This window comes from Pseudomonas sp. IT-P4 (assembly GCF_949767755.1).
GTDB lineage: Bacteria > Pseudomonadota > Gammaproteobacteria > Pseudomonadales > Pseudomonadaceae > Aquipseudomonas > Aquipseudomonas monachiensis.
Window position 1 is genome coordinate 61,152 of the sequence record NZ_CATKPX010000028.1, and the last position, 22,553, is coordinate 83,704.

22 protein-coding genes are annotated in these 22,553 nt (G+C 62.0%); 5 read left to right on the top strand and 17 right to left on the bottom strand.

The annotated features are described in order from the left end of the window. Window positions 1-38: 38 nt before the first annotated feature. On the bottom strand, window positions 39-1,229 hold the full coding sequence (locus tag ACM6IT_RS11565) for an MFS transporter (RefSeq protein WP_056721752.1): 1,191 nt from the start codon (window positions 1,227-1,229) through the stop codon (window positions 39-41). A 148-nt stretch (window positions 1,230-1,377) separates the two neighbouring features. Here ACM6IT_RS11565 and ACM6IT_RS11570 point away from each other — a divergent pair, with 148 nt between their 5' ends. Both ACM6IT_RS11570 and ACM6IT_RS11575 read left to right on the top strand, forming a co-directional pair. After that, window positions 1,378-1,914: a TetR/AcrR family transcriptional regulator gene (locus ACM6IT_RS11570; protein WP_056721750.1), complete on the top strand. Its 537-nt coding sequence runs from the start codon at window positions 1,378-1,380 to the stop codon at window positions 1,912-1,914. Window positions 1,915-2,129: 215 nt separating this feature from the next. Continuing rightward, window positions 2,130-5,600, top strand: coding sequence for a NahK/ErcS family hybrid sensor histidine kinase/response regulator (locus tag ACM6IT_RS11575; protein WP_414918031.1), 3,471 nt, complete (start codon window positions 2,130-2,132; stop codon window positions 5,598-5,600). Window positions 5,601-5,642: 42 nt separating this feature from the next. Here the strand turns inward: ACM6IT_RS11575 and rmuC are convergent, their stop codons facing one another. Beyond that, complete coding sequence (rmuC, locus tag ACM6IT_RS11580; protein WP_162252406.1) at window positions 5,643-7,007, bottom strand: DNA recombination protein RmuC; 1,365 nt, start codon at window positions 7,005-7,007, stop codon at window positions 5,643-5,645. Window positions 7,008-7,182: 175 nt separating this feature from the next. Then, window positions 7,183-7,506, bottom strand: coding sequence for a hypothetical protein (locus ACM6IT_RS11585; protein WP_082562890.1), 324 nt, complete (start codon window positions 7,504-7,506; stop codon window positions 7,183-7,185). Window positions 7,507-8,513: 1,007 nt separating this feature from the next. Between ACM6IT_RS11585 and ACM6IT_RS11590 the strand changes: the two genes are divergently transcribed. The 3 genes from ACM6IT_RS11590 to ACM6IT_RS11600 all read left to right on the top strand — a co-directional run bounded on the left by ACM6IT_RS11590 (window position 8,514) and on the right by ACM6IT_RS11600 (window position 10,914). Next, window positions 8,514-8,738: a hypothetical protein gene (locus tag ACM6IT_RS11590; protein ID WP_007898912.1), complete on the top strand. Its 225-nt coding sequence runs from the start codon at window positions 8,514-8,516 to the stop codon at window positions 8,736-8,738. Window positions 8,739-9,013: 275 nt separating this feature from the next. Then, window positions 9,014-9,496, top strand: a complete 483-nt coding sequence (locus tag ACM6IT_RS11595; protein WP_414918032.1) for a hypothetical protein — start codon at window positions 9,014-9,016, stop codon at window positions 9,494-9,496. 146 nt (window positions 9,497-9,642) lie between these two features. Continuing rightward, on the top strand, window positions 9,643-10,914 hold the full coding sequence (locus tag ACM6IT_RS11600; protein WP_056721740.1) for an OmpP1/FadL family transporter: 1,272 nt from the start codon (window positions 9,643-9,645) through the stop codon (window positions 10,912-10,914). Window positions 10,915-11,001: 87 nt separating this feature from the next. Here ACM6IT_RS11600 and ACM6IT_RS11605 read toward each other — a convergent pair whose 3' ends face one another. From ACM6IT_RS11605 to cobO, 14 genes are all read right to left on the bottom strand, one after another. Continuing rightward, window positions 11,002-11,553 carry a glutathione peroxidase gene (locus ACM6IT_RS11605; RefSeq protein WP_056721738.1) on the bottom strand — a complete coding sequence of 184 codons (552 nt, stop codon included), beginning with the start codon at window positions 11,551-11,553 and terminating at the stop codon, window positions 11,002-11,004. A 55-nt stretch (window positions 11,554-11,608) separates the two neighbouring features. After that, the gene (locus tag ACM6IT_RS11610; RefSeq protein WP_007977581.1) at window positions 11,609-11,731 is read right to left on the bottom strand and encodes a hypothetical protein; all 123 of its coding nucleotides are present in this window, start codon (window positions 11,729-11,731) and stop codon (window positions 11,609-11,611) included. Further along, window positions 11,728-12,936 carry an MFS transporter gene (locus ACM6IT_RS11615; protein WP_409078470.1) on the bottom strand — a complete coding sequence of 403 codons (1,209 nt, stop codon included), beginning with the start codon at window positions 12,934-12,936 and terminating at the stop codon, window positions 11,728-11,730. The genes ACM6IT_RS11610 and ACM6IT_RS11615 overlap by 4 nt, the downstream gene beginning before the upstream one ends. 52 nt (window positions 12,937-12,988) lie before the next feature. Continuing rightward, a complete protein-coding gene (locus tag ACM6IT_RS11620) occupies window positions 12,989-13,393 on the bottom strand; it encodes a MarR family winged helix-turn-helix transcriptional regulator (RefSeq protein ID WP_046037619.1) in 405 nt (134 codons plus the stop codon). A gap of 56 nt (window positions 13,394-13,449) precedes the next feature. After that, window positions 13,450-14,181: an adenosylcobinamide-GDP ribazoletransferase gene (locus tag ACM6IT_RS11625; protein ID WP_409078471.1), complete on the bottom strand. Its 732-nt coding sequence runs from the start codon at window positions 14,179-14,181 to the stop codon at window positions 13,450-13,452. A gap of 2 nt (window positions 14,182-14,183) precedes the next feature. Next, entirely contained in the window at window positions 14,184-14,759 is a 576-nt protein-coding gene (gene cobC / locus ACM6IT_RS11630) for an alpha-ribazole phosphatase family protein (protein ID WP_409078472.1), read from the bottom strand. Continuing rightward, window positions 14,756-15,811, bottom strand: coding sequence for a nicotinate-nucleotide--dimethylbenzimidazole phosphoribosyltransferase (gene cobT / locus ACM6IT_RS11635; protein WP_414918033.1), 1,056 nt, complete (start codon window positions 15,809-15,811; stop codon window positions 14,756-14,758). Before cobT ends, cobC begins: the two co-directional genes overlap by 4 nt. Further along, a complete protein-coding gene (gene cobU / locus ACM6IT_RS11640; RefSeq protein ID WP_409078474.1) occupies window positions 15,808-16,329 on the bottom strand; it encodes a bifunctional adenosylcobinamide kinase/adenosylcobinamide-phosphate guanylyltransferase in 522 nt (173 codons plus the stop codon). The genes cobT and cobU overlap by 4 nt, the downstream gene beginning before the upstream one ends. A gap of 137 nt (window positions 16,330-16,466) precedes the next feature. Next, window positions 16,467-17,918, bottom strand: coding sequence for a cobyric acid synthase (locus ACM6IT_RS11645; protein WP_414918034.1), 1,452 nt, complete (start codon window positions 17,916-17,918; stop codon window positions 16,467-16,469). Continuing rightward, a complete protein-coding gene (cobD, locus tag ACM6IT_RS11650; RefSeq protein ID WP_414918035.1) occupies window positions 17,915-18,907 on the bottom strand; it encodes a threonine-phosphate decarboxylase CobD in 993 nt (330 codons plus the stop codon). Before cobD ends, ACM6IT_RS11645 begins: the two co-directional genes overlap by 4 nt. Then, window positions 18,900-19,808 (bottom strand): adenosylcobinamide-phosphate synthase CbiB, encoded by a 909-nt coding sequence (cbiB, locus tag ACM6IT_RS11655; RefSeq protein WP_056721722.1) that lies wholly within the window; start codon window positions 19,806-19,808, stop codon window positions 18,900-18,902. Before cbiB ends, cobD begins: the two co-directional genes overlap by 8 nt. Then, window positions 19,805-20,455, bottom strand: coding sequence for a 5,6-dimethylbenzimidazole synthase (gene bluB, locus ACM6IT_RS11660; RefSeq protein ID WP_223542086.1), 651 nt, complete (start codon window positions 20,453-20,455; stop codon window positions 19,805-19,807). The genes cbiB and bluB overlap by 4 nt, the downstream gene beginning before the upstream one ends. Next, a complete protein-coding gene (locus ACM6IT_RS11665) occupies window positions 20,452-21,867 on the bottom strand; it encodes a cobyrinate a,c-diamide synthase (protein ID WP_414913127.1) in 1,416 nt (471 codons plus the stop codon). Before ACM6IT_RS11665 ends, bluB begins: the two co-directional genes overlap by 4 nt. Beyond that, window positions 21,864-22,475: a cob(I)yrinic acid a,c-diamide adenosyltransferase gene (gene cobO, locus ACM6IT_RS11670; protein WP_414918036.1), complete on the bottom strand. Its 612-nt coding sequence runs from the start codon at window positions 22,473-22,475 to the stop codon at window positions 21,864-21,866. Before cobO ends, ACM6IT_RS11665 begins: the two co-directional genes overlap by 4 nt. Between the last annotated feature and the right edge of the window lie 78 nt (window positions 22,476-22,553).

Below are 22,553 nucleotides of genomic sequence, written 5' to 3' on the forward strand. Positions count from 1 at the left end.
TTCGAGTGAGCTGAGTGGGTGCCAAGGCTAACTCAATTTTACCGGTTGGCCTCGCAGGCCCTGGCCGAACGTGATCGCAGTAAACCCGCCATTGCACTGAGGGCCAGCACCATCAGCACCGCACCATAGCCATCGGTGGTTGCCACCAGACCAAAGGTCCGCGCCAGGTTCCCGGCCAGCAGCGCCGGCAGGCAAAACGCCAGATAACTCAGCACGTAATACGCCGACATCAACCCGGCGCGCTCATGGGGCAAGGCCAGCGGCACCAGACTGCGCACCGCCCCGAGGAAACCGGCGCCGAAGCCACAACCGGCGACCAGCGTGCCGAGGAAAAACAGCGGCAAACTGGCGCTGTGCACGCCCAGTAGAATCAGTGCGACGCCCGTCGGCAGCGAACAGGCACCCAATTGCAGCGCCTTGGTCGCCGCCTGATTGCGTAGTGTGTAAATCATCAGGGCACCGGTCACCGTCAATGCGGCGACGGTCGCCCCGCCAATCAGGTTCGACGTTGAACCGGTTGCCGTGCGCACCAATGAAGGTGCCAGCGACGCGTAAAAACCGCCGAGCGCCCAGGTCGCCGTGTTAAGCGGTAAAACACGCCATAACGTCGCACGCGCCTGGACCGGCACATGCAGGGTCGGTCGCAATGATGCCCAAGCCCCGGACTGGCGCGTGACGCTCTCCGGCAAACGCCAGACCCATACAGCCTGCATCACGAACAGGACAAGTAGCAGCCAATAGGTCAGGTGTAACGGCGCCGGAGCAAATTCGGCCAGCAAACCGCAGCCCATTCCACCCAGAGCCATGCCGATCAAGGGCGCGACGCTATTGACCAGTGGGCCATGCTGGCGATCGGTGTCCAGCAAGGTTGCACTCAACACGGCAGTTGCCATGCCGGTGGCAAACCCCTGCAGGACCCGGGCACTGATCAGCCACGCAACGCTGTCGGCGTAGATAAACAGCAACATCGCCAGGGTGTTCAGCAGCACCGCCGTAAAGATCACCGGTTTGCGTCCCAGGTAATCCGACATCGAGCCGACCGTCAGCAACGCCGCCAACAGGCTGAGGGCGTAAACGCCGAAAATAAGGGTCAGGGTCGCGGCCGAAAACTGCATCTGCTCCTGATACAGGTGATACAGCGGCGTCGGCGCAGTGGAAGCCGCCAGGAAGCTAAGCAAGGTAATTGCCAGAAACCACAGGCTGGCGCGATTTGAAGAAGAACCGGGCATGGACACACTCCACAAAAGCTAATTATTTGCTTTTGCGGAGTGTGCTACTGGATCTCTCTTAAAGCAAATTCTTTGTGTTAAGGTCCGATGCATGGCTTTCAGGACCGGGTGCCTGCCGCAAGACCCGGTGCAATACAGGAAACACAAGATGACCGCTCCCACATTACGCCCCGGCGGCCGCAGCGCCCGGGTACAAGAGTCGATTCATTCGGCCGTGCGCCAACTCCTTGAGGAGCAGGACCGCGCCAGCGTGACGGTGCCGCAAATTGCGGCGCGCGCGGGTGTCACACCGTCCACCATCTATCGACGCTGGGGCGATGTGTCGGCGCTGCTGGCCGACGTCGCCCTCGCCCGCATGCAGCCCGACAACGAGCCGGCCAACACCGGCAGCCTTCACGGCGACGTGCGGGCCTGGGCCGAGCAGTACCTGGACGAGATGAGCTCCGAACCTGGCCGCAACATGCTGTACGACGTGCAGGCAGCATTGAAGCCAAGTTATTGCGCGACCATCATTGGCGGGCAACTGCAGACGATTCTGGATCGCTATCCGGATCAACCCAAGCCCAGTGTCGACCGCCTGATCAACCTGATCGCGGCGCCGACGGTGTTTCGCATCCTGTTTGCCGAGGCGCCGCTTGAGGTTGAGCAATTGCACCGATTGATCGAGATCGCATTGAATCAGTGAAACCCATTCGCGAGCAGGCTCGCTCCCACAGGGAATGTGTGCGGCAGGCCAATTGTGGGAGCGAGCCTGCTCGCGATGGGGCCGGTCCAGACACTGAAAATCCTCCTGCGACACCCCGCCACGCCACGACCTTGGTCGACACTGACTAACGCTGGCGGTCGTGCGAGACTGTCTGTCCGGGCGGGAGGTCCGGATGTCTTTTGTCTGGAGTCCCCATGTCGCTGTCCACCGGGCTGATTGCCGTCGTCGCCCTGGCCTATATGGCCATCATGTTCGCTATCGCCTTCTATGGCGACCGTCGCAGCGCGCCCTTGCCGCCGCGTGTGCGCGCCTGGGTGTACAGCCTGTCGCTGGCGGTCTACTGCACCAGCTGGACCTTCTTCGGTGCCGTGGGCCAGGCCGCCGAACAGCTCTGGTCGTTCCTGCCGATCTACCTCGGGCCGATCCTGTTGCTGGTCGGCGCGCCGTGGGTCCTGCAAAAAATGGTGATGATCAGCAAACAGGAAAACATCACCTCGATCGCCGACTTCATCGCCGCACGCTATGGCAAATCCCAGTCGCTGGCGGTGGTGGTGGCGCTGATTTGCCTGGTCGGTGTGTTGCCCTATATCGCACTGCAGCTCAAAGGCATCGTGCTCGGCGTGAACCTGCTGATCGGCGCCGGTGCCGACGCCATGGGCACTCGCGCCCAGGACACCGCGTTGATCGTATCGCTGGTGCTGGCGCTGTTCACCATCGTCTTCGGCACCCGCAACCTCGACGCCACGGAGCACCACCGCGGCATGGTGCTTGCGATTGCCTTCGAATCATTGGTGAAGCTGTTCGCGTTCCTCGCTGTCGGCGCCTTCGTGACCTACGGCCTGTACGACGGATTCGACGACCTGTTCGACCAGGCCATGCTCGCGCCGCGCCTGGAGCAGTACTGGAAGGAAACCATCAACTGGCCGTCGATGGTGGTGCAGACCGGTGTGGCGATGATGGCGATCATTTGCCTGCCACGGCAGTTCCACGTGACCGTTGTCGAGAACATCGACCCTCAGGATCTGCGCCTGGCCAAGTGGGTGTTCCCGGCCTACCTCGCCCTCGCCGCCTTGTTTGTCGTGCCGATCGCCCTGGCCGGCCAGATGATGCTGCCCAGCTCGGTGCTGCCGGACTCGTTCGTCATCAGCCTGCCCCTGGCCCAGGCGCATCCGGCGCTGGCCCTGCTGGCGTTTATCGGTGGCGCATCGGCGGCCACCGGCATGGTGATCGTGGCCAGCGTGGCGCTGTCGACCATGGTCTCCAACGACATGCTGCTGCCCTGGCTGCTGCGGCGCAACAACGCCGAGCGCCCGTTCGAAGTGTTCCGCCAGTGGATGCTGTCGGTACGCCGCGTCAGCATCGTGGTGATTCTGCTGCTGGCCTACGTCAGTTATCGCCTGCTGGGCTCGACCGCCAGCCTGGCGACCATCGGCCAGATCGCCTTCGCCGCCGTGACCCAACTGGCCCCCGCCATGCTCGGTGCGCTGTACTGGAAACAGGCCAACCGCCGCGGCGTTTTCGCCGGCCTCGCCGCAGGCACCTTCCTGTGGTTCTACACCTTGGTCCTGCCGATTGCCGCCCTCAGCCTCGGCCTGTCCTTAAGCACCTTCCCGGGGCTGGCCTGGTTGCACAGCAACCCACTGAACCTGCCGATCACCCCGCTGACCCAAGGCGTGGTGCTGTCGCTGGCAGGCAACTTCACGCTGTTCGCCTGGGTTTCGGTACTGTCGCGCACCCGTGTGTCCGAGCACTGGCAGGCAGGCCGCTTCATCGGCCAGGAAATCAGCGCCCGCCCCAGCGCACGTTCGATGCTGGCGGTGCAGATCGACGACCTGCTGCAACTGGCGGCGCGCTTCGTCGGCGAAGAACGTGCCCGTCAAAGCTTCATCCGTTTTGCCTATCGCCAGGGCAAGGGCTTCAACCCGAACCAGAACGCTGACAATGAATGGATCGCCCATACCGAACGCTTGCTGGCCGGTGTGCTCGGCGCTTCCTCGACCCGCGCGGTGGTAAAAGCCGCCATTGAAGGCCGCGAGATGCAACTGGAGGACGTCGTGCGCATCGCCGACGAAGCCTCGGAGGTGCTGCAGTTCAACCGTGCCTTGCTGCAAGGCGCGATCGAGAACATCACCCAGGGCATCAGTGTGGTCGACCAGTCACTGAAACTGGTGGCCTGGAACCGTCGATACCTGGATTTGTTCAACTACCCGGATGGCCTGATCAGAGTTGGCCGGCCCATCGCCGACATCATTCGCCACAATGCCGAGCGCGGCCTGTGCGGCCCGGGCGAAGCCGAAGTGCACGTCGCGCGTCGCCTGCACTGGATGCGCCAGGGCCGCGCGCACACCTCCGAGCGCCTGTTCCCCAACGGCCGGGTGATCGAGCTGATCGGCAACCCGATGCCGGGCGGTGGATTCGTCATGAGCTTCACCGACATCACCGCGTTCCGCGAAGCCGAGCAAGCGCTGACCGAAGCCAACGAAGGGCTGGAGCGACGGGTCACCGAACGGACCCACGAATTGTCACAACTCAACATTGCCCTGACCGAGGCCAAGGGCACCGCCGAGGCCGCCAATCAGTCCAAGACCCGTTTCCTCGCGGCCGTCAGCCATGACTTGATGCAACCCTTGAATGCGGCGCGGCTGTTCTCCGCCGCCCTCTCCCATCAGGGCGATAGTCTGTCTGGCGAAGCACAGAAACTGGTCGAGCACCTGGACAGTTCGCTGCGCTCGGCCGAGGACTTGATCAGCGACCTGCTGGACATTTCCCGCCTGGAAAACGGCAAGATCAACCCCAATCGCCAGCCATTCGCCCTCAACGAACTGTTCGATACCCTCGGTACAGAGTTCAAGGCGCTGGCGCGAGAACAAAAACTGGAGTTCCGGGTTCGCGCCAGCACGTTGCGGGTCGACAGCGACATCAAACTGCTGCGGCGGATCTTGCAGAACTTCCTGACTAACGCTTTCCGCTACGGCAAAGGGCCGGTGCTGCTGGGGGTTCGCCGACACAAGGAGCACCTGAGCCTGGAAGTCTGGGACCGAGGGCCAGGCATCCCGGAAGATAAGCTGCAGGTGATTTTCGAAGAGTTCAAGCGCCTCGACAGCCACCAGACCCAGGCCGAAAAAGGCCTCGGCCTGGGGCTGGCGATTGCCGACGGGCTATGTCGCGTGCTCGGTCATACCTTGCGCGTACGCTCCTGGCCGGGACGCGGTAGCGTGTTCAGCGTCAGCGTGCCGCTGGCCCGAGCGCAAACCGCAGCGCCGCTCAAGGTCGCCGAGCTCAACGGCAAGTTGCTCAATGGCGCGCAGGTGCTGTGTATCGACAACGAGGACAGCATCCTGATCGGCATGAACAGCCTGCTCAGCCGCTGGGGTTGCCAGGTCTGGACCGCGCGCAATCGCGAGGAATGTGCCGTGTTGCTTGGCGAAGGCATGCGTCCGCAATTGGCCCTGGTGGATTACCACCTCGATCATGGCGAGACCGGAACCGATTTGATGGCCTGGTTGCGCACGCAGATGGGCGAGCCGGTTCCGGGGGTGGTGATCAGCGCCGATGGCCGGCCGGAGACGGTCGACCTGGTGCATGCCGCAGGGCTGGATTACCTGGCCAAACCGGTGAAGCCGGCGGCGTTGCGCGCGTTGTTGAGCCGGTACATACCGTTGTAGCGAGGATCAGCTCGCCACAATGGTTAATGTTTCGCTGCCGGTTTATTCCGGCAACTCGACCAACCCATCGACATCGGTCATCGCCCGCTCCAGCAAATCCGCCGGCAAGCTCTTGCTCGCCCGCGCGCCCAACAGCTTGAGCTGTTCACTGCGGCTGACCAGGTTGCCGCGTCCCTCTGTCAGCTTGTTGCGTGCCGAACTGTAGGCCTTGTCCAGTTGCTGCAAGCGATTGCCGACCTCGTCCAGATCCTGGATAAACAGCACGAACTTGTCGTACAGCCACCCGGCCCGCTCGGCGATTTCCCGGGCATTCTGGCTCTGGCGCTCCTGCTTCCACAGGCTGTCGATGACCCGCAGGGTCGCCAGCAAGGTGGTGGGGCTGACGATCACGATGTTGCGGTCGAATGCCTCCTGGAACAGCGTCGGTTCAGCCTGCAGCGCGGCCGAAAACGCCGCCTCGATCGGCACGAAGAGCAACACGAAATCCAGGCTGTGCAAGCCATCGAGGCGCTTGTAATCCTTGCCGGCCAGGCCTTTGACGTGATTGCGCAACGACAGCACGTGCTGCTTGATCGCGATCTGGCCGATAGCCTCGTCTTCAGCCGCGACGTATTGCTGATAGGCCGTCAGGCTGACCTTGGAGTCGACCACCACCTGCTTGTCGCCCGGCAGATAAATGATCACGTCCGGCTGGAAGCGCTCGCCGTCCGGTCCCTTGAGATTGACCTGGGTCTGGTACTCGCGGCCCTTCTCCAGCCCCGCATGCTCGAGCACGCGCTCAAGAATCAGCTCGCCCCAATTGCCTTGGGTCTTCTGCCCTTTCAAGGCGCGAGTCAGGTTGGTGGCCTCATCGCTCAGGCGCAAATTCAGCTGTTGCAGGCGCTCCAACTCCTTGGCCAGGGAGAAACGCTCACGGGCCTCGTTCTGATAGCTTTCCTCGACACGTTTTTCGAAGGACTGGATGCGTTCCTTGAGCGGATCGAGCAACTGCCCCAGGCGCTGCTGGCTGGTCTCGGCAAAGCGCTGCTCGCGCTCATCGAAAATTTTCCCCGCCAGCTCGGCGAATTGCGCGCGCAACTCGTCCCGCGAACCTTGCAGATCGTTGAGGCGCTGCTGATGACTGTCCTGTTGCTCGCGCAATTCGGCGTTGAGCGACGCGGCCTGGGCGTCCAGGCGGCGCAACTCGGCTTCTTTGCCGGCGCGTTCGATATTCCACGCATGGGCGGCGTCCCGGGCGTCGTCGCGCTCGATCTGCAACAGCTCGACTTCACGACGCAGCGCAGCCAGATCAGCCTGTTTGGCGGCGTTGGCCTGGGTCAGATCAGCCGCTTCATCGCGGCTGGACTCGAGCTGGGCGTTCAATCCGTCCTGCGCCAGTTGCGCCATGGCCAGGCGTTCTTGCAGCAGCGCGACATCGGCTTGCGTGGTGCTGGCCCGACGTTGCAGTTGCCAGGCCAATACCAGCAATGGCAACCCAGCCCCTGCCAGACCCAGCAATAAGCTGGTCAAGTCCATTGCCATAGCCACTCCTGCCATTCGGATAAAGCCTGAAGGTTAACCAAGAGGTCCGGTCTTGGACAGCTCAGTCTTCGATCAGCCCCAGTTCCTGTTGCGCGCGGTGATCACCCGCCCGAGCGGCCTGGCGCAACAGGTCCTGACCGATCCGGCGGTCCCGGGCATTCCCGCATTCGCGACACATCAACTGGCCAAGGCGACTTTGCGCCGCCACCACACCTTCACGGGCCGGTTGCTTGAGCAAACGTCCGGCGATGTGTTTGACGTTACGGTTTTCGCCCAGATGCGGACTGTCCAACAGCCACTCCGCCACACGCATGGAAAAGCGCTTGGCAGGGGCAACAGAAGGCGGTGTGGAGGAAGAGGAAACAGAGGCCGAGCGAAACTTCATAAAGCACTGTGGGGCAGATCAGAAGGCGCGCAACTTTACTCTCTTTTTCTTACAGGTAAAGCTGAAAATATCCCGGCACGCCCGTCCTAGAGCAAGCGCTCGGGACAATCCACAGAAGCTGTGGATAACTCAGTGGACAACCGCCCTCGAACTCTCTCAAAGCCCTGTGGAATGGGGCTCGCAGTCAAACTGACGATTTTTTCACCAGTAAAAAAAAGCGATGTTTTTCATTGACTTAAATTTTGGTTACAGGCAGCCATTACGCTTGAACGTGAGATGACAGCGGGGTGACAGACCGCGCAACTAATGTGCACAAGTGCCTTTGCGATGGTTATATCGACGCCCTTTTTCGGCGCATTTTTTTGTCGTGCCTGGGGACAAACCCTGGCAAACCCGGTTTCCAGACGGCTGCGCCGCTTCAAACGTCGATGACCGACGGTCGGATTCTGTCTCGAAACAGGGCGTATCAATCCCGGACCGTGCAGCTTTATCCGCGCCTCCACAAGGAGAAACAGCCCGATCAGGCACCCGCCGGGAAATTCTTTTCACTATCACACTTCCCTTGGCCAGTTCAATCCGTTAGTATCCGCGACGTTAGTACCAAGCTGAAAGTCAATTCTGGTCGAACAAATCCCCCCGGTCAGCCTTCCCAACAGAAGCCTCCACCGAACAAGCGGGATCGACCACCTCGATGGTTTCCAGGTAAATCTTGCGCCAACACAACCTTTGAATCGAAAGCAAAGGGTGTTGCTCCGCCTGCCTACTCTGCTCGAACCAACCTGCAAATTGATCAGGATCTTCACCCCGGGCCCAGAACCTTTGCCCTTGATGTGTTGCCTGCCCTCCTAAGTACCTACCTGCCAGCCCAAGCGCGCCAACTTATCAGCGCTTCAAACTGGCTGCTTTGTTCCAGTCGGGTTCTTCGTTCGATCAATGGTGATCGACGTTACTGGAACGTTTTAACGTTGCACGGTTCTTATCCGTGTCATTTGTAGGAACACCCAATAATGTCTACTCAAATCCACACTCAGGATGCCATTCGCACCCTAACCAACGCTTTTGCACCAATGAACTGCCTGATCATGGCCGCTCGCAAAGGCTGCTTCAGCTTCACCCTGGTCAACGAACACGGTATCGCTCGTCACAGCGAACGCCTGTACCCCGATCAATACTCCAGCGCCGAGCCGCTGCAGGCCGTGATCGAGCGTACCCGTCAGGCACTGGTTGCCTGAAACGCCAGACAGGCTGAAAAACCCAAAAGCCCTGCCCGAAAAGCGGGGCTTTTTATTGCCCGATATTTCCTTGCCCTCGAATCACGAATAAGCACGATCCGATATAAGGGTTATAACTGGCCGCTGGAAATATTTTAAAAACAGGCCTTTACAGCGCGAATATGACACTACACTTCAACTCAAGCGGCTTGACCCGCTTGCGGCGAGCCTGAGCCGATCCACTGCTGCCAAGCCCCTTTCAGGTATCGCCGTCCATTTCAGGTTTCGAGGGTTTTATGGGTATCGCTGCCAGCGAACTGTGCCGTTATGTGATTCGTCCGACCTTGATCTACCTCGGACGCCATAGCGCTACTGCCGAATCCTTGCTGCTGGGCATTGCCGCCAGCCAGTCCGCCCTTGGTTCCGCCCTGCATGACCGCCGTGGGCACGGCCTGTACCGCATTGCCGAGCTCCGCCACCAAGCCCTATGGGATCACTACCTGGCCCTTGATCCGGACCGTGCAAGCCTGGTCCGCGGCCTGGCCAGCCAGCATGCGTTTCTCAGTGGCCCGCACCTCGAATTGACCGTCAACCTGCGTTACGCCACAGCCATCGCCTGGCTGCTGGTGGAGGAACAGAACACCCCCCTCCCCGCCCCTGATGATTTGTTGGGCATGGCCAGGATCTGGCGCCAGACATTTCAGCCCCAGGGACGCCTGCGTGATTTCACCAGCGCCTGGCAAACCTGTGTTTCACCGCTGAATCAGGTAGCCTGCTGACACACCTGGATCCAAAGATCGCGCAACACGCCGCGATTTTGGTCGGATTGTCCTACAAAACCGCTCTAAATCAAGGCATACAGCCTATGGCGCCGGAACGAAAATGTTGGTAATTTTCGCCCCGGTGATCACCAGGAGTTCTAATAATGAAAAAAGTAATGCTCAAAACCACCATCAGTCTCGCCGTTGCCATGGCATCCACCCAGATCTTTGCAAGTGGCTTTGCCATCAACGAACAAAGCATCAGCGGGATGGGTACAGGTTTTGCCGGGCGATCTTCCTCTGCCGATGACGCAAGCACCATTTTTGGCAACCCTGCCGGCATGTCGCGCATCAAGCGCGAACAAGTCACCGGCGGTATTGCGATGCTCGACGCACACACTGACATCAGCCACGCAAGCTCCAGCCCGAACGGCGGCAGCAACGACGGCGACATGGTTCCGTTCATCGCCGTCCCTATGGGCTACTACGTCAAGCCAATCGACGACAAGTGGGCCTTCGGTGTGGGCGTATACGCACCATTCGGTCTGGTAACCGATTACGAAAACGGCTTTGCCGGCCGCTATTTCGGCAGCAAGAGCGAAGTCAAGATCGTCACCCTGCAACCGACGGTCAGCTACGCCTTCAACGACAAGGTTTCCATCGGTTTTGGCCCGACCATCAACCGTATCGACGGCACCCTGGAATCGAACCTGTCGATCACCCAGTCCCAGCCCGATGGCAAGGTCAAGATCAAGGGTGACGACACCGCGCTGGGCTACAACATCGGCGTGCTGGTGCAAGCCACCGACAGCACTCGCGTCGGCCTGACCTACCACTCGAAAGTGAAGTACAAGCTCGACGGTGACACCAAGGTCAACTACAACGTGCTGGGCCTGATCGGCCAGAACCCAAGCCAGAAATACGACGCTTCGCTGGACCTGACCACACCTGAATCGGTGGACTTCTCGGTCACTCACCAGCTCGACGACAAGTGGACTCTTTACGCAGGCAGCACCTGGACCCGCTGGAGCCGCCTGAAAGAAATCACCGTTGAAAACAAAGGCGTTCCGGCTGTTCTGAACGGCCAGTTCGGCACCATCACCGAAGAACAGAACTGGCACGACACCTGGGCTCACGCCATCGGCGCGTCCTACCAGTTGAACAAGCAATGGGTACTGCGTACCGGCCTGTCCATTGACCAGGCACCGACCAACAACGTCGACCGCTCCCCACGCATCCCGACTGGCGATCGCAAGATTTTCAGCGTGGGCGCCGGCTGGAGCCCGACCGACGACCTGACCATCGACCTGGCGTATTCGTACCTGCGCGAAGAGTCGGTCAAGGTCAACAACAGCAACGACCGTGGCCAGACCTACAACGCCAAGTATGAAAACTACGCGAACGGTTTCGGTCTCGGTGCGACCTACCGCTTCTGATGATTCCCGGCGAGCCTGAACGCTCGCCAACGGAATCAAAAAAGCCCCGCTCTCTTCACAGAGGCGGGGCTTTTCAGTGGGTGCAAATCAAGGTTGTGAAGCCAGGGCTTGCTCCACCGCCGCAATGAACTCGGGATCATCGGGCTTGGTCAGGCTGGAAAAGCTGGCGATCACCTTACCCTTGCGATCGACCACGTATTTGTAGAAATTCCATTTTGGCGCACTGCTTTGTTCGGCCAGCACCTTGAACAGATGGGTTGCGTCGGCGCCACGTACCGGCTGCGGCTCGGTCATAGTGAAAGTCACGCCATAGTTGACGTAACAAACCTTGGCGGTCTCGGCACCGTCCCTGGACTCCTGCTTGAAGTCATTGGACGGAACACCCAGTACTTCCAGCCCCTGCCCTTTGTAACGCTGATTCAGCGCCTCAAGACTCTTGAACTGCGGGGCGAAACCGCAGAAGCTCGCAGTATTGACCACCACCAGCGGCTTACCTTCATACCGTTGGCACAGGTCGATGGATTCCTTGGCGCGCAGCTTTTGCAGTGATCCTTGCAACAGTTCCGGGCACTCGGCCGCGCAGGCCAGTCCGGTAAACGTCACCAGCAACGCGGGGACTGCAATCCAGCGCATCAGCATGTCGGTGCATCCTTGAAAATTCGTCAAAAGTGACGTTACTCGCCCTCACCGCTCGCTAGCAAGCACCCATGCCCAACTGCATCAGCGCCAGCCCGCCCTGATGCCAGCCCCACCACGACAACGCCAGCAATAAGGCGCAGACGGCGGCTACAGCGATCCGCGGCCAAAGACTGTTCATATCGCACTCATTTGTGATTGCAGACGCTCTACCGGCCGCTCACGCACCGGCCAGTTGAGGGCAGCGGCCAACAGGCTCAAGAGAATTGCCACTTGCCAGATCAAGTCATAACTCCCGGTTCGGTCATACACCACCCCGCCCAACCAGCCACCCAGGAATGAACCGAGCTGGTGAAACAGGAAAACAATCCCACCGAGCATGGACAGGTTTCGTACACCAAACAAGGTCGCCACCGTGCCGTTGGTCAACGGTACCGTCGACAACCACAGGAAGCCCATGGCCATGCCGAACAGGTAGGCCGTGGTAGTCGTCACCGGCGCCCACAGGAACAACGCAATGACCACCGCCCTCAGCAAGTACAGACCGGTGAGCAGACGCGGCTTGGACATGCGCCCGCCGAGCCATCCGGCGGTATAGGTGCCGAAGATGTTGAACAGGCCGATCAGCGCCAGCACCGTGGTGCCGACCGTCGCCGGAAGGTGTTGATCCACCAGATAGGCCGGCAAGTGCACGCCGATGAACACCACCTGGAATCCGCACACGAAAAAACCGAACGCCAGCAGCCAGAATCCGGAATGGGAGCAGGCTTCGTGCAGCGCTTCGCCAAGGGTCTGTTCGTGGCCCAGGACGGGCAGCGGTTTGTCCTTGAGCATGCTCACCAGCGGCACGATCAGCGCCACCAGCAAGCCCAGCGCCAGCAGCGCCGCGGACCAGCCAAGCCATCCGATCAGACCGAGTGTGCCGGGCAACATCGCGAACTGGCCGAACGAACCGGCCGCACTGGCGATCCCCATGCCCATGCTGCGTTTTTCCGGCGGCACCGCACGGCCGACCACGCCGAGGATCACCGAGAACGATGTACCAGACAGTCCGATACCGATCAGCAGGCCGGCGCTCAGTGACAGGGTCATCGCCGAGTCGGAGAGCCCCATACAAATCAGCCCGGCCGCGTACAGGACACCACCGATCAGCACCACTTTCGCCGCGCCGAAGCGGTCGGCCAGGGCGCCGGTGAACGGCTGAGCAAGGCCCCAGATCAGGTTCTGCAAGGCGATGGCGAAGGCAAAGACTTCACGGCCCCAACCGAACTCGGCGCTCATCGGCGCCAGAAACAGCCCGAAGCCATGGCGAACGCCCAGCGACAACGCAAGGATCAGCGCACTCCCCAACAGAACCCAACCGCATGTACGCCACATCGATGTCATTGTTGTTCTCCGGTAGCGGGTATATACCCGCTTATGATCGGAAAAACCGGCATCACGCCAGTTCGTCCAGCAGCTTCAATAAGGTTTCGCGCTTCTCGGCACCCAGGCGATCGATCAAGCGTTGCTGTGCGGCTTCCCAGGCTGGCAAGGCAGCCTTGAGGCGCTCTGCCCCGGCCTCGGTCAGCAGGACGATGCGGTTGCGCATGTCCTCGCCCTCGACCAGCGTCACCAGGCCATCGCCCTCCAGCACCCGCAAATTGCGCCCCAGGGTGCTGCGATCCAGGCCCATGGCCTCGGCCAGGGTCGAAATGCTCGGCTGATCCAGACGCTGCAAATTGCACAGCAAAGAATACTGCGCAACGTTGATCCCGAAGCCATCGAGAGCGCCGTCGTAGTGCCTGCTGACGCCACGGGCGGCGCGACGCAGGTTGATGCATAAACATTGGGAATCGAGCATGGTGCGTGTATATACCCGCGAGTCGGTTAAATCAAGTTACAGAGCAGGAATAACAGTTAAAACAGCGCCAAGCCTACCAGCACTGCAACTTCCAGCAACTCCAGCATCGCACCCGCCGTGTCCCCCGTCGTGCCGCCCAGGCGCCGCAACATCACCTGGCGCAGCCAGACAAACCCCAGCGCCGCCAACACCACTGCCACCACACCACTCAAACCGGCGATCAACACACAGGCCAGCGCGCTGACCGCCAGCACCTGCTTGCCCGCCGAACGCGGAAGATGGTCGGCCAATGCCTGGCCCAGGCCACCGGCACGCACGTACGGCGTGGTCAGGAACAAGCCGAGCAATGCACTGCGACCGATCAACGGCACGATGATCAATGCCAGTGAATGCGGCTGTTCGATCAGCGCCAGCAGCGCAGTGAACTTGAGCAGCAACACCAGCACCAGCGTCACCACGGCGATCGGCCCGCTGCGCGGGTCTTTCATGATGGTCAACGTGCGCTCACGATCGCCAAAACCACCGAGCCAGGCATCGGCGCTGTCCGCCAGGCCATCCAGATGCAAGCCGCCGCTGAGCAGCACCCAAAGGCTCAGCAACAGCGCCGCGTGCAGTAACGTCGGCGTAACCGGCAACAGCCAGTTGACTGCCCACAGAATCGCGCCAAAGAGCAATCCCACCAGCGGATAAAACAGCAGCGAGCGCCCCAGGTCCCGGGGCTCAGGCATACCGGACAAGCGAATCGGCAGGCTGCTGAGAAATTGCAGGGCGATCCAGAATGGCAGCATGGTCAGAGCACTTCCTTCAACACGCCCGCAGGCTCCACCGTCAGCGAAAACATCGCACCATGCCCGACCTCAACGTTGAGCAGTTGCTCCCGTGGCAGCCCGCGCGCTTGTGCCAGCAGCAGACGCATCACACCGCCATGGCTGATCAGCAGAATGCGCTCACCGGCACAGCTCGCATGCAAACGCTCCAGCGCGGCCAGCACCCGTGCCGAAAAGTCTGCAACCGGCTCACCCTGAGGCGGCGTGAACGAATAAGGATCGGCCCAGAACAAACCCAGGGCCTGCTCATCGGTTTCCATCAACGCCGCCGCGCTCTGCCCTTCCCAGGCGCCGAAATGCAACTCTTGCAGGTCTTTATCCAGTTGCACCGGCACACCCAGTTGCGCAGCGAGTCCCTCGGCAAAGCGTGCACAACGCTGCAAAGGCGAACTGACCAGCCGATCCCACGGCCCTTGCCCGATCACGGCGGCGCGCATCTGCGCCCAGCCCGTGTCGGTCAACGCATCATCGATGCTGCCGCGCAAGCCGCCGCCGAGTTCGGTTTCACCGTGACGCAACAGATCCACGCGCAAGGTCATGCCGGACGATCTGCCACGGCGGCTTCGGCGAAGGTCGCCATCTGCCCGTGCAGGTCGCACGCCAGGCGCAGCAGCGGCACTGCCAACGCCGCGCCACTGCCTTCGCCCAGCCGCAGGCCGAGATCGAGCAAGGGTTGAGCGTCCAGGGTTTCCAGCACGTGACGATGCCCCGGTTCGGCACCGCGATGGCCGAACAACAACCACTGACGGCAATCAGGATTCAAACGCACAGCAACCAGCGCCGCGACACTGCAAATGAAGCCATCCACCAACACCGCGACACCGTCCTGGGCACAGGCGAGATAGGCACCGACCAGCGCGGCGATCTCAAAACCGCCGAGGTTGAACAGGGTCTGCAAGGCATCGCCACGCTGCGCGCCATGCAATGCCAGGGCGCGCCCGATGACCTGGGCCTTGTGGCTGACACTTTCAGCATTGAGCCCGGTACCAGGCCCGGTCAAATGCACCACCGGGCAATCGAGCAGCGCGCACGCCAGGGCGCTGGCGGCGGTGGTGTTACCGATGCCCATCTCGCCACCGATAAACAACTGCGCACCGCTGGCGATTGCCCGCTGCACGCTGTCACGGCCGGCCTGCAAGGCGAGTTGCCCCTGAGCCTGGGTCATGGCCGGTCCCTGTACAAAATTTGCCGTGCCCGGGCCGACGTTCAGGTGGCGCACCCCCGGCAGGTCCAGCGACGGCGTGACGGTGCCAAGGTCAACCACCTCGAGGGAAGCGCCCAGTTGCCGCGCCAATACGCTGATCGCCGCACCACCGCTGACGAAATTGAGCAGCATCTGCCCGGTCACTTCCTGGGGAAACGCCGACACACCCTCGGCGACGACGCCGTGGTCACCGGCAAAAATCGCGATCCAAACCTGCTCCAGGCTCGGTTTGACCCGCCCTTGCAAACCCGCCAACTGCACCGCCAACGCTTCCAGCTGGCCGAGGGAGCCGGCCGGCTTGGTCAGTTGCTGTTGCCGCGCCCGGGCCTGTTCGACTACTTGGGTATCGACCGGCTTGCACGGGTTCAGCCACCAGGATTGAGTCATAACGCAGTTCCTTTCAAAGTCAGGGGCAGGCCGGCGACGGTCAGGACGACACGCTGACAACGCTCAGCCAGAGCTTGATGCAGCCAACCGGCTTCATCGACATAGCGGCGAGTCAATTCGCCCAGCGGCACGACACCCATTCCGGTTTCGTTGCTGACAAAAATAATTTCACCCGGCAGCGACGCCACGCAGTCCAGCAAGGCATCACGCTCGGCTTTCAAGCGCCCGGCATCGTCGAGCATCAGCAGATTGGTCAGCCACAGGGTCAGGCAATCCACCAGCAGGCAACGATCGGCACGGGCGGATTCGCGCAGCACCCGGGCCAGCTCCACCGGCTCTTCGATCAACGCCCATTCGGCAGGACGACGGGCGCGGTGATGGGCCACCCGCTCGCTCATTTCTCCGTCCAGTGGCTGGCTGGTGGCGATATAGGTCACGGCCAGGGCGCTGTCGCTGGCGAGTTTTTCAGCCAGGCGACTCTTGCCGGAGCGGGCGCCGCCGAGGATCAGTTGGAGCATGGTTACATCCTTTCAAATGGGCGGTGTGGCCACTTCAGTCTTCGCGAGCAAGTCGGATCGCCGCACCGCCGCTCCCACAGTTGACCGCGTTCTAATGTGGGAGCGGGCTTGCTCGCGAAGAGGCCAGAGCTTTCACCTCAGATTCCACAGAGCTGCCGCAACAGTCCGGTATCCAGATGCTTCTCTACCAGATCCGCCAGCCGCTCGATATCACGCTCGCGCAAGCCGTGATAATCCACGTCCTGCACCTCCTGCAAACCCGCCCAGCGCAGCAGTGCACTGCACGCCGCCGGCGATTCGAACAGCCCGTGCAGGTAGGTACCGAAAATCTGCCCGTCCGCACTTTGCGCACCATCACAGCGGCCGTCATCCAGCTGCACGGCGGCGTTTTCCAGAGCAGGTCCGGTGGTCACGCCGGCATGAATTTCATAACCCACCACCGGCGCGTCTTCCAGCGCCAGGCGACCACGCACATTGCGCAACTGCTTCTCTTGTTCGAGCCGGGTCTGGAATGCCAACAGTCCCAAACCAGCACTGGAACCCGGCGCACCTTCCAGCCCCAGCGGATCATGCACCTGCTCACCGAGCATCTGCAGGCCGCCACAGATCCCCAGCAGTTTCCCGCCGTAACGCAGGTGCCGGGCGATGGCGGTGTCCCAACCGTTGGCTCGCAGGTACACGAGGTCGCTGCGCACACTTTTCGAGCCGGGAAGAATGATCAGGTCGGCGGGAGGAATCGCCTGGCCGGGGCCGATGAATTGCAGGTCCACTTGCGGATGCAGGCGCAGCGGATCGAAATCGGTGTGATTGCTGATGCGCGGCAGCACCGGTACCACCACCTTCAGCACCTGCTCGGCTTTATCGGCCTGGCGTTGATCGATGCCATCCTCGGCCTCCAGGTGCAGATCCATCACGTACGGCAACACGCCGACCACCGGTTTGCCGGTGCGCTCTTCGAGCCAGTCGAGACCGGGTTGCAGCAACGCGATGTCGCCTCGGAAACGATTGATGACGAAGCCTTTGACCCGCGCCTGTTCGCTCGGTGACAGCAATTCGAGGGTGCCTACCAGGTGGGCGAAAACCCCGCCGCGATTGATATCGGCGATCAGCAGCACCGGGCAATCCACCGCTTCGGCAAAACCCATGTTGGCAATATCGCCGGCCCGCAGATTGATTTCCGCAGGCGAGCCCGCGCCCTCGACCATCACCAGCGGATACGCCGCGCTCAAGCGCTCGTGGGAGGCCAGCACCGCTTGCATGGCGATGGTTTTGTAGTCGTGATAGGCGACGGCATTCATGGTCGTGACGGCACGGCCATGGATGATCACTTGAGCACCGGTGTCACTGTTGGGCTTGAGCAACACCGGGTTCATGTCGGTGTGCGGTTCAAGGTTCGCGGCCTGGGCCTGGACCGCCTGGGCCCGGCCGATCTCGCCACCGTCGGCGGTCACCGCACTGTTGAGGGCCATGTTCTGTGGCTTGAACGGCACCACCCTGACGCCCTGGCGCGTGGCCCAACGGCACAGCGCGGTCACCAGCGTGCTTTTACCGGCATCCGATGTGGTGCCCTGCACCATCAGCGTGGTCATTGGTTTTCCTTGGCAAAATCGTCGAACGCCTGCGCCAGCCGTACCCAGGCGATCTCGTCACCGGGCAAGCCGAATCGCAGGCTGCTGTTGTGCGTGAACAACCGCAGGAGAATGCCGCGCCGGGCCATGAACTCATGCAGTGCTTCGGCGCGCTCGGTGATCAGCCACTGGAACAGCGCGCAACCACCCTGGGGCTCCAAGTCGTGTTGCGCCAGCAACGACGCAAGGCGCTCGCTGGCCTCTTCGGTGCGCAGCCGTTGCGCCGTTTGCGCCTCGGTATCGCGCAGGCAGGCCTGGCCCACGACCCGGGTTGCCCCGCTCACGGCCCAGGGTCCCACTTGTTCTGCCAGCAACTTGAGCAACTTGCGCTCGGCCAGCACAAACCCCAGGCGCACACCGGCCAGGCCGAAAAACTTGCCGAAGGAACGCAAGACAATCAGCCCGACTTGATGGGCAAACGGCGCCAGGCTCAGTTGCGGCGTGTTATCCATGAACGCTTCGTCCACCACCAGCCAGCCACCGCGCTGGGCCAGTCGCGTGTGCCAGTCGAGCAGGCGACTGGGGGTGAGGCTCAGGCCCGTGGGGTTATTCGGATTGACCACCACCAGCACGTCGAAACTGTCGATAAAGAAGTCGACTTCCTGCTCCAGCACTTCACGCACGATGTAGCCGTTGCGACGCCACGCTTCGGCGTGCTCGGCGTAACACGGCGACAACACGCCGACCTTGCCCGCCCGACGCAAGCGCGGCAGCAGTTGAATCGCCATTTGCGAGCCGGCCACCGGCAACGCCTGCAAGGTGCCGTAGTAATCACAGGCGGCCTGCTCCAGGCCATCGTCCGCCTCCGGCAAACGGGCCCAGGCTCGCAGCGGAATATCCGGCACCGGGAACGACCAGGGCGCAAGGCCCGTGGACAGGTCCAGCCAGTCGGCTTCATCTATGCCGTATTCGAGCGCCGCCTTGCGCAGTCGCCCACCGTGCTCAAGCATAAAATTCGGCCCCCAGGCAGAGAATCAGCAGCCACAACCATACCCCGCGCTGGACCAATTGCCAGCCCCGGTCGATGGAGTCGGCATCCGCCGGCACGCCTTCGCCCAACTGCGGACGCTGATGCAGTTCGCCGTGATAAATCGCCGCCCCACCCAACTCGACGCCAAGGGCACCCGCCCCTGCCGCCATCACCGGGCCGGCGTTCGGGCTGTCCCAGGTCGGGCCCTGGCTGCGCCAGCATTTCAACGCCAGCCGGGTTTTGCCCAGCAGCGCGTAAGTCAGCGCCACCAGGCGCGCAGGAATATAATTGAGCAGGTCGTCGACCTTCGCCGCCGCCCAGCCGAAGCGTTCGAAGCGCTCATTGCGATAACCCCACATCGCATCCAGCGTATTACTCAGGCGGTAGAGCACCACGCCCGGCGCACCCGCCACGGCAAACCAGAACAACGCCGCGAATACCGCATCGCTACCGTTCTCCAGCACCGACTCGGTAGCGGCACGGGCGACTTCGGTTTCATCCAGATCACTGGTTTTACGGCTGACCAGATAACTCACGCGCTTGCGTGCTTCATCAAGATCACCGCCACGCAGGGCCCTGGCCACAGGCTCGACGTGCTCACCGAGGCTGCGCATGCCGAGGGCGCAATAGAGCGCGAGAATCTCGACGATCCAGCCGACATAAGGCGCCCAGGAAAAGGCCGTGGCCAACAGCGTCAGCGGCACCACGGCGATCACCCACGCGGTGACGCCATGACTGCGCCAGCCGCGACCGCCACCGTTGAAACGTTGCTCGATGCGCTCGGCAAAACGGCCGAACGCCACCAGCGGATGCCAGCGTTTGGGTTCACCCAGCAGCGCATCCAGCGCAACCGCGGCGACGCTCAACAACGCCACACTCATTGACTCACTCCCCAATAATTTTCGTACAGCAATTCATGTAGCGGACGCGCCTGTGCCCAGCCTTCGAGCACCAGCATCGGCGCCGGGTAAAACTCCTTCACCGGTCCCAGGCACAGCACCGCCAGCGGCTTGGCACCAGGAGGCAACCTCAACAGGTCCGCCAGCGCCCGGGGTTCGAACAGCGACACCCAGCCCATGCCCAGCCCTTCGGCACGGGACGCCAACCACAGGTTCTGGATCGCGCAGGACAACGAAGCCATGTCCATTTCCGGTAGCGTGCGGCGGCCGAAGATATGCTGCTCACGGTCGTCCATCAGTGCGGCGACCAGTACCTCGGCGCAATCGTTGATGCCTTCGACCTTGAGCTTCATGAACTCATCGCTGCGCTCGCCGAGGGCTTCGGCGGTGCGGATGCGCTCTTCTTCCACCAGGGCCTGGATTTGCCCGCGCAAGGCACGATCGCTGATGCGAATGAAGCGCCAGGGCTGCATCAGGCCGACACTGGGTGCCTGGTGTGCGGCCTCGAGCAGGTGCCGCAGCAATTCGGGCTCGACGGTGCCGCCGCTGAAGTGGCGCATGTCGCGGCGCTCGGCGATGGCACGATAGACCGCCGCGCGTTCGGCTTCAGAGAATGCGTTGTCGCTCATGGCCTCTTCGCGAGCAAGCCCGCTCCCACATTTGAAAGTGACCGGCCTGAAGAAACGCAATCCCCTGTGGGAGCGGCGGTGCGACGATTCGACTTGCTCGCGAAGGCGGCTTCAAGGTCCGGCGCAAACAACGCGGCAATCGCCGAGGGATTGGACGGAAAATAAAAATGCACATAAGAGGCTGTCATCCGCCCTTCACGGTAGACCGCCTCCGCTCCGCGCCCGCCGTTAGGGCTCGAGCCACGGGCAATCGGCGTCAGTTCAGTGGTGGTCAGCGAATGGTGATAGGTATGCCCGCGCAGCGAACCCTCCGGCAATTCCACCGCCTGCAACGCCAGCGCCGCCAGACGCTTTTGCATGACCGCATCACCGGCCAGCAAGCCAACCAGTTCGGCGCGAGTGCCCTCGACATCGGTCAGGGAATCGAGCAGGTACAGCATGCCGCCACACTCGGCGAGCAAAGGCTTGCCAGCTCGGTGATGGGCGCGGATCGCGTCGAGCATCGCGGTGTTTTGCGCCAGCGCAACATGGTGCAGTTCCGGGTAACCACCCGGCAGATACAGGCTGTCCGCCTCCGGCAACACTCGGTCGCGGATCGGCGAGAAGAACGACAACTCGGCGCCCATCGCCCGCAGCAGATCCAGGCTCGCGCCGTAGGTGAACGCAAAGGCTTCATCCCGGGCGACGGCAATGCGCACACCAGCGAGCAGCGGTTCGGCCGCGATGACATCAGGAGCAGCGAACTCGACCGCCGGCGGCAGCGCGACCTCGCAACTGCTGGCCAGGGCATCGGCGGCCGCATCCAGACGCAGATCAAGATCGTTCAGCTCACTGGCCTGCACCAGCCCCAGGTGCCGGCTCGGCAATTCGATCCCGGTTTCCCGGGACAGCGCGCCGTACCAGCGCAAACCTTCAGTCAGGCTACCTTCGAGCAGTTGCGCGTGGCGCAGCGTGCCGACACGATTGGCCAGCACGCCGGCGAACGGCAAGTCCGGCTGATAACGCGCCAGCCCCAGGGCCAATGCGCCAAAGGTCTGGGCCATGGCGGTGCCATCGATCACCCCCAGCACCGGCACACCGAAATGCCGCGCCAGATCGGCGCTCGACGGCGTACCGTCGAACAGCCCCATGACGCCTTCGATCAGGATCAGGTCGGCTTCAGCGGCGGCTTCCCACAGCAACCGGCGACTCTCCTGCTCGCCGACCATCCACATGTCCAGCTGATACACCGGCGCACCGCTGGCGCGTTCGAGGATCATCGGATCGAGAAAGTCGGGGCCGCACTTGAACACACGGACCTTGCGCCCCTGATTGCGATGCAATCGGGCCAGTGCCGCGGTGACGGTGGTCTTGCCCTGGCCAGAGGCCGGCGCGGCAATCAGTACCGCCGGACAGTGTCGAGGCTGACTCACAATTCGACGCCTTTCTGCGCTTTGATCCCGGCCTGAAAGGCGTGCTTGATCACGCCCATTTCGGTGACGGTGTCAGCCATTTCGATCATTTCCGGCTTCGCGGCGCGACCGGTGACCACCACGTGTTGCATCGGTGGTCGGGCCTGCAAGTCACTGAGCACTTGATCGAGATCGAGGTAGCCGTGCTTAAGGGCGATGTTCAGCTCATCGAGCACCACCAGGCCGATGGACGGATCGCGCAGCAATTGCTGCGACACCGACCAGGCGGCTTCGGCGGCGGCGATGTCGCGCTGGCGATCCTGGGTTTCCCAGGTAAAGCCTTCGCCCATCACATGAAAGCGCACCTGCTCGGGAAAGCGCCGGAAGAACAACTCTTCGCCCGTGCTGGTGCGGCCCTTGATGAATTGCACCACGCCGCATTGCATGCCGTGCCCCATGGCGCGGGCAAGCATGCCGAAAGCCGAACTGCTCTTGCCCTTGCCGTTGCCGGTCAGCACCAGCAGCAGGCCACACTCGTTCGGGGAATTGGCGATGCGCTCGTCGATCACGGCTTTTTTGCGCTGCATGCGCGCCAGGTGGCGTTCGTCACGATCGGGGGTATCAGTCATGGGGGAGCTCTCCGTTGAGGCAGGAATAACGGCGGGCAGGCACAAGAATAGAAGGCAACAAAGCCTGGCATCGCCCAC

Coding starts and splice junctions, on each gene's coding strand:
- cobT (WP_414918033.1), bottom strand. CDS start 15,811: ATGACTCAATCCTGGTGGCTGAACCCGTGCAAGCCGGTCGATACCCAA.
- cobU (WP_409078474.1), bottom strand. CDS start 16,329: ATGCTCCAACTGATCCTCGGCGGCGCCCGCTCCGGCAAGAGTCGCCTG.
- ACM6IT_RS11625 (WP_409078471.1), bottom strand. CDS start 14,181: ATGCTGCCATTCTGGATCGCCCTGCAATTTCTCAGCAGCCTGCCGATT.
- ACM6IT_RS11590 (WP_007898912.1), top strand. CDS start 8,514: ATGTCTACTCAAATCCACACTCAGGATGCCATTCGCACCCTAACCAAC.
- cobD (WP_414918035.1), bottom strand. CDS start 18,907: ATGCTTGAGCACGGTGGGCGACTGCGCAAGGCGGCGCTCGAATACGGC.
- bluB (WP_223542086.1), bottom strand. CDS start 20,455: ATGAGCGACAACGCATTCTCTGAAGCCGAACGCGCGGCGGTCTATCGT.
- ACM6IT_RS11600 (WP_056721740.1), top strand. CDS start 9,643: ATGAAAAAAGTAATGCTCAAAACCACCATCAGTCTCGCCGTTGCCATG.
- ACM6IT_RS11615 (WP_409078470.1), bottom strand. CDS start 12,936: ATGACATCGATGTGGCGTACATGCGGTTGGGTTCTGTTGGGGAGTGCG.
- ACM6IT_RS11565 (WP_056721752.1), bottom strand. CDS start 1,229: ATGCCCGGTTCTTCTTCAAATCGCGCCAGCCTGTGGTTTCTGGCAATT.
- ACM6IT_RS11610 (WP_007977581.1), bottom strand. CDS start 11,731: ATGAACAGTCTTTGGCCGCGGATCGCTGTAGCCGCCGTCTGCGCCTTA.
- ACM6IT_RS11645 (WP_414918034.1), bottom strand. CDS start 17,918: ATGACCACGCTGATGGTGCAGGGCACCACATCGGATGCCGGTAAAAGC.
- ACM6IT_RS11595 (WP_414918032.1), top strand. CDS start 9,014: ATGGGTATCGCTGCCAGCGAACTGTGCCGTTATGTGATTCGTCCGACC.
- ACM6IT_RS11570 (WP_056721750.1), top strand. CDS start 1,378: ATGACCGCTCCCACATTACGCCCCGGCGGCCGCAGCGCCCGGGTACAA.
- cbiB (WP_056721722.1), bottom strand. CDS start 19,808: ATGAGTGTGGCGTTGTTGAGCGTCGCCGCGGTTGCGCTGGATGCGCTG.
- ACM6IT_RS11620 (WP_046037619.1), bottom strand. CDS start 13,393: ATGCTCGATTCCCAATGTTTATGCATCAACCTGCGTCGCGCCGCCCGT.
- ACM6IT_RS11575 (WP_414918031.1), top strand. CDS start 2,130: ATGTCGCTGTCCACCGGGCTGATTGCCGTCGTCGCCCTGGCCTATATG.
- cobO (WP_414918036.1), bottom strand. CDS start 22,475: ATGACTGATACCCCCGATCGTGACGAACGCCACCTGGCGCGCATGCAG.
- ACM6IT_RS11585 (WP_082562890.1), bottom strand. CDS start 7,506: ATGAAGTTTCGCTCGGCCTCTGTTTCCTCTTCCTCCACACCGCCTTCT.
- cobC (WP_409078472.1), bottom strand. CDS start 14,759: ATGACCTTGCGCGTGGATCTGTTGCGTCACGGTGAAACCGAACTCGGC.
- ACM6IT_RS11605 (WP_056721738.1), bottom strand. CDS start 11,553: ATGCTGATGCGCTGGATTGCAGTCCCCGCGTTGCTGGTGACGTTTACC.